This window comes from Kitasatospora sp. NPDC057542 (genome assembly GCF_042801945.1).
Classification (GTDB): Bacteria; Actinomycetota; Actinomycetes; order Streptomycetales; family Streptomycetaceae; genus Kitasatospora.
Genome location: NZ_JBHVFE010000454.1, coordinates 1 through 7,203, shown reverse-complemented (window position 1 = coordinate 7,203; position 7,203 = coordinate 1). Strand labels below are relative to the sequence as shown.

Annotated in this window: 6 protein-coding genes; 3 read left to right on the top strand and 3 right to left on the bottom strand. The window is 72.5% G+C overall.

The features are described 5' to 3' along the window. Positions 1–56: 56 nt before the first annotated feature. Positions 57–1,403 carry an MATE family efflux transporter gene (locus ACFU7Y_RS36275; RefSeq protein ID WP_224277700.1) on the bottom strand — a complete coding sequence of 449 codons (1,347 nt, stop codon included), beginning with the start codon at positions 1,401–1,403 and terminating at the stop codon, positions 57–59. 577 nt (positions 1,404–1,980) lie between these two features. Here ACFU7Y_RS36275 and dnaB point away from each other — a divergent pair. Beyond that, complete coding sequence (gene dnaB, locus ACFU7Y_RS36270; RefSeq protein WP_224277714.1) at positions 1,981–3,456, top strand: replicative DNA helicase; 1,476 nt, start codon at positions 1,981–1,983, stop codon at positions 3,454–3,456. 27 nt (positions 3,457–3,483) lie between these two features. Here dnaB and manA read toward each other — a convergent pair whose 3' ends face one another. Further along, the gene (gene manA, locus ACFU7Y_RS36265; protein ID WP_224277702.1) at positions 3,484–4,683 is read right to left on the bottom strand and encodes a mannose-6-phosphate isomerase, class I; all 1,200 of its coding nucleotides are present in this window, start codon (positions 4,681–4,683) and stop codon (positions 3,484–3,486) included. A 316-nt stretch (positions 4,684–4,999) separates the two neighbouring features. Here manA and ACFU7Y_RS36260 point away from each other — a divergent pair, with 316 nt between their 5' ends. Beyond that, positions 5,000–5,764, top strand: coding sequence for a polyprenol monophosphomannose synthase (locus tag ACFU7Y_RS36260; protein ID WP_224277704.1), 765 nt, complete (start codon positions 5,000–5,002; stop codon positions 5,762–5,764). Positions 5,765–5,911: 147 nt separating this feature from the next. Here the strand turns inward: ACFU7Y_RS36260 and ACFU7Y_RS36255 are convergent, their stop codons facing one another. Continuing rightward, positions 5,912–6,322, bottom strand: a complete 411-nt coding sequence (locus tag ACFU7Y_RS36255; RefSeq protein ID WP_224277706.1) for a helix-turn-helix domain-containing protein — start codon at positions 6,320–6,322, stop codon at positions 5,912–5,914. A gap of 107 nt (positions 6,323–6,429) precedes the next feature. Here ACFU7Y_RS36255 and ACFU7Y_RS36250 point away from each other — a divergent pair, with 107 nt between their 5' ends. Beyond that, on the top strand, positions 6,430–7,077 hold the full coding sequence (locus tag ACFU7Y_RS36250) for an FMN-dependent NADH-azoreductase (protein WP_224277708.1): 648 nt from the start codon (positions 6,430–6,432) through the stop codon (positions 7,075–7,077). Positions 7,078–7,203: the final 126 nt, after the last annotated feature.

Below are 7,203 nucleotides of genomic sequence, written 5' to 3'. Positions count from 1 at the left end.
CCTCCGGGAGTCCGGCCCTCGGTCTTTTCCGGTCCGGTTCCGGACCCGGCCCGCTCCTAGCCGCGTACCGCCCCGGTGACCAGCCACTTGCCGCCGCGGGCGCGCCAGGCCAGGAAGCCGGCCCGCAGCAGCATGAACAGGTTCATCGCCCACCAGAGCCCGGCCAGTCCGGTGCCGGTGGCCGGCACCGCCAGGGCCACCGGGACGAACACCGCCAGGGTCGCGAGCCCGGCCCAGGCCAGGTAGGGGCCGTCCCCGGCGCCCATCAGCACGCCGTCCAGCACGAAGACCGGGCCGGCCACCGGCTGGGTGAGCGCGAGCAGCAGCAGGGCGGTGTCCAGCTGGGCCCGGACGGCCGGATCGGGCGTGAACAGCGGGACGTACAGCGGGCGGGCGACCACCACCAGCAGGCCGAGCACCAGCCCGGAGACGATGCCCCACTCGACCATCCGCCGGGTGGCGGCCCGGGCGCCGGGGGCGTCCGAGGCGCCCAGGTAGCGGCCGATGATGGCCTGGCCGGCGATCGCGATGGCGTCCAGCGCGAAGGCCAGGAAGTTGAACAGCGTCATGGTGATCTGGTGGGCGGCCACCTGGTCGTCGCCGAGCCGGGCGGCCACCGCGGTGGCGGTCATCAGCACCGCGCGCAGGCTGATCGTCCGGACCAGCAGCGGGCCGCCGGCCCTGGCACTGGCCCGGATGCCCGCCGCGTCCGGCCGCAGCGAGGCCCGCTCCCGGCGGGCGCCGCGGACCACCACGACCAGGTAGGCGGCGGCCATCCCGGTCTGTGCGAGCACGGTGCCCCAGGCCGAGCCGGCCACCCCGAGCCCGGCGCCGTACACCAGACCGGCGTTCAGTCCGATGTTGGCGGCGAAGCCCGCGACGGCCACCACCAGCGGGGTGCGGGTGTCCTGGAGCCCGCGCAGCACCCCGGTGGCGGCCAGCACCATGAGCATCGCGGGGATGCCCAGGGAGCTGATCCGCAGATACGTCACTGCATGCGGCGCGGCGGTCGCCGAGGCCCCCAGCGCGTCGGCCGCCCAGGGGGCCAGCAGCAGGGTGAGGAGGACCACCGGGACGGCCAGGCCCAGGGCGAGCCAGATGCCGTCGACGCCCTGCTGCACGGCGCCCCGGCGGTCCCCGGCGCCGATCCGGCGGGCGACCGCCGCGGTGGTGGCGTAGGCGAGGAAGACGAACACTCCGGTCGCCGTGGAGAGCGCCGCGGAGGCGACGCCCACCCCGGCCAGCTGGGGGGTGCCGAGGTGGCCGACGATCGCCGAGTCGGCCATCAGGAAGAGCGGTTCGGCGACGAGTGCGCCGAAGGCCGGGACGGCCAGGGCGAGGATCTCCCGGTCGTGCCGGCGTCGCGAGGCGGCCGGAGCCGGGGTCGGGGGCGGGGCGGTCATGGACTCCAGGCTACTCATCCACAGGTAATGGATGTAAGTGGCCCGTGGCTATTACTCGTCATCCTGAGCGACGTGGTTCGCCCGCTCTGTGCCCACAGCCATTCGGAGGTGTGTGAAGAATTTCTCATGCACAGGCCCGGGAAGAGGTAATCCCAGGTCAGCACGTTGACAGTGGATCGATCGTCCGGTTATCCACAGGGGCGTCCACAGGGGTGTCCACAGCTTTGCGGCAGTTCTCCACAGGACGGGGCCGTTCATCCACACCCCCTGTGGATAACCGCCTTGGCGCAACGGTGCCCGGCGCCTTAGCGTGGGCCCTCCGCCCGACACTCGTACCGCTCCGGCGTCCGATTTGTCGGAGCCGTGGCGTACAAAGAGGAGCGGATCCGCTCCACCCAGCCACCGGCAAGCCCGCTCCAACTTCGCACCACTCGCTGATCGGGGAACACGCGTGACCGGCCCCCAGTACGACGACCACGACGCCCCGCCGCCGGAGGATGACTGGCAGACCGCCGAGGACCCCTTCCCGGCCGGCACCTTCGACGACGCACCCTTCCCGGACGGCCCCGGTGACCGGCTGCCGGTCTCGCGCGGCCGCGGCGAGGGGCGTCAGGGCGGCGGCCGCGACGGGTTCCAGAAGGGCGGCTTCCAGAAGGGCGGCAAGGGCGGCCGGCCGGAGGGCGGCCGGCAGCGCCGGGGCGAGGGCGACGGCGAGGGCGGGGTGGACGGCTTCGAGCGCGTCCCCCCGCAGGACCTGGCCGCCGAACAGTCCGTCCTCGGCGGCATGCTGCTCTCCAAGGACGCCATCGCCGACGTGGTCGAGGTGCTCAAGCCGGCCGACTACTACCGGCCCGCGCACGAGATGGTGCACGGCGCGATCCTCGACCTCTACGCCCGCGGCGAGCCGGCCGACCCGATCACGGTGGCCGGAGAGCTGACCAAGCGCGGCGAGCTCCAGCGGGTCGGCGGCGCCTCGTACCTGCACACCCTGGTCAACTCCGTCCCGACCGCGGCCAACGCCGAGTACTACGCCCAGATCGTGCACGAGCGCGCGGTGCTGCGCCGACTGGTCGAGGCGGGCACCCGGATCGCCGGCATGGGCTACGCGGCCGAGGGCGACGTGGACGAGATCGTCAACGCCGCCCAGGCGGAGATCTACGCCGTCACCGAGCAGCGCACCAACGAGGACTACGCCCCGCTGGCCGACATCATGGAGGGCGCCCTCGACGAGATCGAGGCGATCGGCTCCCGGCAGGGCCAGATGTCCGGCGTGCCGACCGGCTTCGCCGACTTCGACCAGCTCACCAACGGGCTGCACCCGGGCCAGATGATCGTCATCGCGGCCCGCCCCGCGATGGGAAAGTCCACCCTCGCGCTGGACTTCGCGCGCGCCTGCTCGATCCACCACAAGCTGCCGAGCGTGATCTTCTCGCTCGAAATGGGCCGCAACGAGATCGCCATGCGTCTGCTCTCCGCCGAGGCCCGGGTGGCGCTGCACCACATGCGCTCCGGGAACATGACGGACGACGACTGGACCCGGGTCGCCCGCCGGATGCCCGACGTCAGCGAGGCACCGCTGTTCATCGACGACTCGCCGAACCTGTCGATGATGGAGATCCGCGCCAAGTGCCGCCGACTGAAGCAGCGCAACGACATCAAGCTGATCGTCATCGACTACCTCCAGCTGATGCAGTCCGGCGGCTCCCGGCGGGCCGAGAACCGTCAGCAGGAGGTCTCGGACATGTCCCGTAACCTCAAGCTGCTGGCCAAGGAACTGGAAGTCCCGGTCATCGCGCTGTCCCAGCTGAACCGTGGCCCCGAGCAGCGCACCGACAAGCGGCCGATGGTCTCGGACCTCCGCGAGTCCGGCTCGATCGAGCAGGACGCCGACATGGTCATCCTGCTGCACCGCGAGGACGCCTACGAGAAGGAGTCCCCGCGGGCGGGCGAGGCCGACCTGATCGTCGCCAAGCACCGTAACGGTCCGACCGCGACCATCACGGTGGCCTTCCAGGGCCACTACTCGCGCTTCGTCGACATGACCCGGGACTGAGGGCCCGGGTCATCCCCCACGGGGTGGTCAGACGGTGACGGTGGCACGGAAGAGCGTGGTGCCGGTGCCGGAGAGGCGGGTCGGGGTGCCGGTGGCGGGCAGGAAGGCGGACTGGCCGCGGGCGAGCTCCAGGACGGTGCCGTCGGCCCCGGTGAGGCGGGCCGCGCCCTCGGTGCAGAGCAGGATCTGCGGGGTGCGGCCGTCCATCGAGCGCTCGACGCCGTCCAGCGTGAAGCGGGAGAGCCGGAACTCGTCGATCGGGACGGGGTAGAGCTCCTCGCCCGGGGTGGCCTCGACCCGGACGGGGGCCAGCACCTCGGGGGCGCCGGCCTCGAAGACCACGATCTTCAGCAGCTCCGGCACGTCGATGTGCTTCGGGGTGAGGCCGGCCCGCAGCACGTTGTCGGAGTTGGCCTGCAGCTCGACGCAGACGCCGGACAGGTAGGCGTGCGGCACCCCCGCGCCCAGGTAGAGCGCCTCGCCGGCCCGCAGCCGGACGTGGTTGAGCAGCATGCCGGCGATCAGGCCGCGGTCGTCCGGGAAGTCCTTCGCGATCCGGGCGTACGGGGCGTAGTACCAGTCCGGATCGCCGGTGTCGTACTCCGCCAGCGTCTCGGCCGTTTCCCGGACGGTCTTCGCGGCCGTCTCGTCGTCCATGGTGAGGATGGCGGCCAGGGTGCCGCGCAGCGCCTCGGCCTCGTCCTCGACGCACAGCAGGTCGATCAGCGGCTCCAGGCCGTTCACCGAGAGCCGGGCCATCAGCTCGGCCGCCTCGGCGGGCCGGCGGAAGCCGCACAGGCCCTCGAAGTCGCCCAGTGCGCAGACCATTTCGGGCTTGTGGTTGGCGTCGCGGTAGCTGCGCTCGGGGGCGTCCAGCGGGATGCCGAGGGCGTTCTCGGCGGCGAAGCCGGCGCGGGCCTGCTCGATCGTGGGGTGGGCCTGGATCGACAGCGGGGTGCCCGCGGCCAGGACCTTGAAGAGGAACGGCAGGGTCGGGCCGAACCGGGCCGTGCACGCGGCACCCAGCTCGCCCTCGGGGTCGGCCGCGATCAGCTCGTCCAGCGGGCGCGGGCCGTCGCCGCGGTCGGCGCGGGACGGGTCGCCGGGGTGGGCGCCCATCCACAGCTCGGCCTGCGGCTCACCGGTCGGCTGCTGCCCGAGCAGTTCGGGCAGGGCGGTGAGCGACCCCCAGGCGTACGGGCGGACGGTGTTGAGGAGCCTGTCCATGCGCGCGGTCCTACTCCTTCGCTGTCTGGGCGGGTGCGCCGGCTCGCCGGGGCGGGCCCGGCGGTGCGGGCGTGGGCAAGGGAACGACCCTAGCCGAACGGGGTCACCCACGGGGAAACGGCGGGCAGCGGGCGGGAGTGCCGCGGTCGAACCGGTGGCTCCCGGGCGCGGTAGTAGACTGCCTGGACGCAGTTGCCTCCGCCCTGCGCGCAGTTCGCCACCGAGGTCCTCCCCGGCGGGTTGCCGGCGGAGCCGCGTTCCAGAGTGCGGGCGCCGGTGTTCCGAGACCCCCCGCCATCGGCCGAGAGGTTTGTACGTGACCGTGAACCAGCAGAGTTTTGCTGATCTCGGCAAGGTCCTGGTGATCATCCCGACCTACAACGAGGCGGAGAACGTCGAGCGGATCGTCGGCCGGGTCCGGGCCGCCGTGCCCGAGGCGCACGTTCTGGTCGCCGACGACAACAGCCCCGACGGCACCGGCGAGCTGGCCGACAAGCTGGCCGTCGAGGACCAGCACGTCCACGTGATGCACCGCAAGGGCAAGGAGGGCCTGGGCGCCGCCTACCTCGCGGGCTTCCGTTGGGGCATCGACAACGGCTACGACGTCCTGGTCGAGATGGACGCGGACGGCTCGCACCAGCCCGAGGAGCTGGACCGGCTGCTGGGCGCGCTGCGCGGCGCCGACCTGGTGCTGGGCTCGCGCTGGGTGCCGGGCGGCCGGGTGGTGAACTGGCCGAAGTCGCGGCTGCTGCTCTCGCGCGGCGGCTCGACCTACTCGCGGCTGATGCTGGGCGTGCCGATCCGGGACGTCACCGGCGGCTACCGGGCGTTCCGCAAGGAGACCCTGCTGGGCCTGGGCATGGACGAGGTCGCCTCGGCCGGGTACTGCTTCCAGGTCGACCTGGCCTGGCGCACGGTGAAGGCCGGATTCAAGGTCGCCGAGGTGCCGATCACCTTCGTCGAGCGCGAGCTCGGGGCGTCGAAGATGAGCCGCAACATCGTCGTCGAGGCGCTGTGGCGGGTGACCACCTGGGGTGTCACCGACCGCCTGGCCCGGCTGCGCGGCGCGCAGAAGCGCTGAGGACTCCGCGCGCCGTGGATTGCGCGCCGGCGATTGCGCTTCGAGGTTCCGCGCCGGGGGTTCCGCCCGGGTGAAGGGCCCGTCTGCTGGTGACAGCAGGCGGGCCCTTCCGCATGTCCGGGGGCGGTCCGGCGCGGCCGGTGCGGGTCAGCAGCCGCCGCTCCTGAGGGCGCTCTCCGGCAGGTAGCGGTCGGCCCAGACGGCCAGTTCGTGCAGCGCGGGCTTGAGCGCGACGCCGCCTTCGGTGAGCCGGTAGCTGACCCGCAGGGGCGGGCCGGCGTCGACCTCGCGGACCACCAGTCCGGCCTCGGCCAGTTCGGTCAGCCGGTCGGAGAGCATCCGCTCGCTGATGCCCGGGACGGCGCGGCGCAGCTCGGAGAAGTAGGCCTGGCCGCCGTTGTTGAGCACGCCCAGCAGCATTCCGGTCCAGCGCTTGCCGAGCAGGGTGAACACCCGGCCCAGGGCCAGGTCGGTGTTCTGGCAGGCGTTCCGGGCGCCCACGTCGCACGCGGCGGGGGCGGTCGGGACTCCGTCGGTCACTACCTCGTGCTGGGCCATGGATCCAGCGTACTCGACCCGTCACTAGCAACTGTAGAAAAGTAAGCTGCTACTGTACTTTCAGTTGCAGCGAAATCGGCAGCTGCTTATTCTCTGGAGGCCCCACCATGCCCACGCTCCTGCACATCGACTCCTCCGCGATCACCGACGGCTCCGTCTCCCGCGAGGTCACGGCCGCCTTCCGGGCCGCCTGGGAGGCCGAGCACCCCGAGGGCACGGTGGTCTACCGGGACGTCGCCGCCGATCCGCTGCCGCACCTGGACGTGCACGGCATCAGCGCCGGGTTCGCCCCGGCCGAGGCCCACAGCGCCGAGCAGTCCGCCGCCTTCGCGCTGCGCGACGAGCTGATGGGCGAGCTGGAGCAGGCCGACGCCGTGCTGATCGGCAGCCCGATGTACAACTTCACGATCCCGTCGACCCTCAAGGCCTGGCTGGACCAGGTGATCCTGGTGGGCCGCACCGCCGGCGAGCAGCCGTCCGCCAAGGGCACCCCGGTCACCGTGGTCGCCGCCCGCGGCGGCTCGTACGCGCCCGGCGCCCCGCGCGAGCCGTACGAGTTCGTCACCACCTACCTGGAGAAGGTGCTGACCGGGATGCTCGGGCTGGAGGTCGACTTCATCGTCCCGGAGTTCACCCTGGCGCCGGCCGTCCCGGCGATGGCCGACTTCATCCCGAACGCCGCCGAGTCCAAGGCCCGGGCCCTGGAGCAGGCCGCCCGCCGGGCCAAGGAGCTCGCCGCCCGGGCCGCGGTGTGACGTGACCCGGAAGGCGCGCCCCACCGGGCGCCCCCAGCGCCGGAAAGGGCCAAACTGCGACCAAGGGGGAGGGGGCCGGGGAACCCCCCGGTCACTGATACCAAAAGGACGCAGCCGAACACTCGT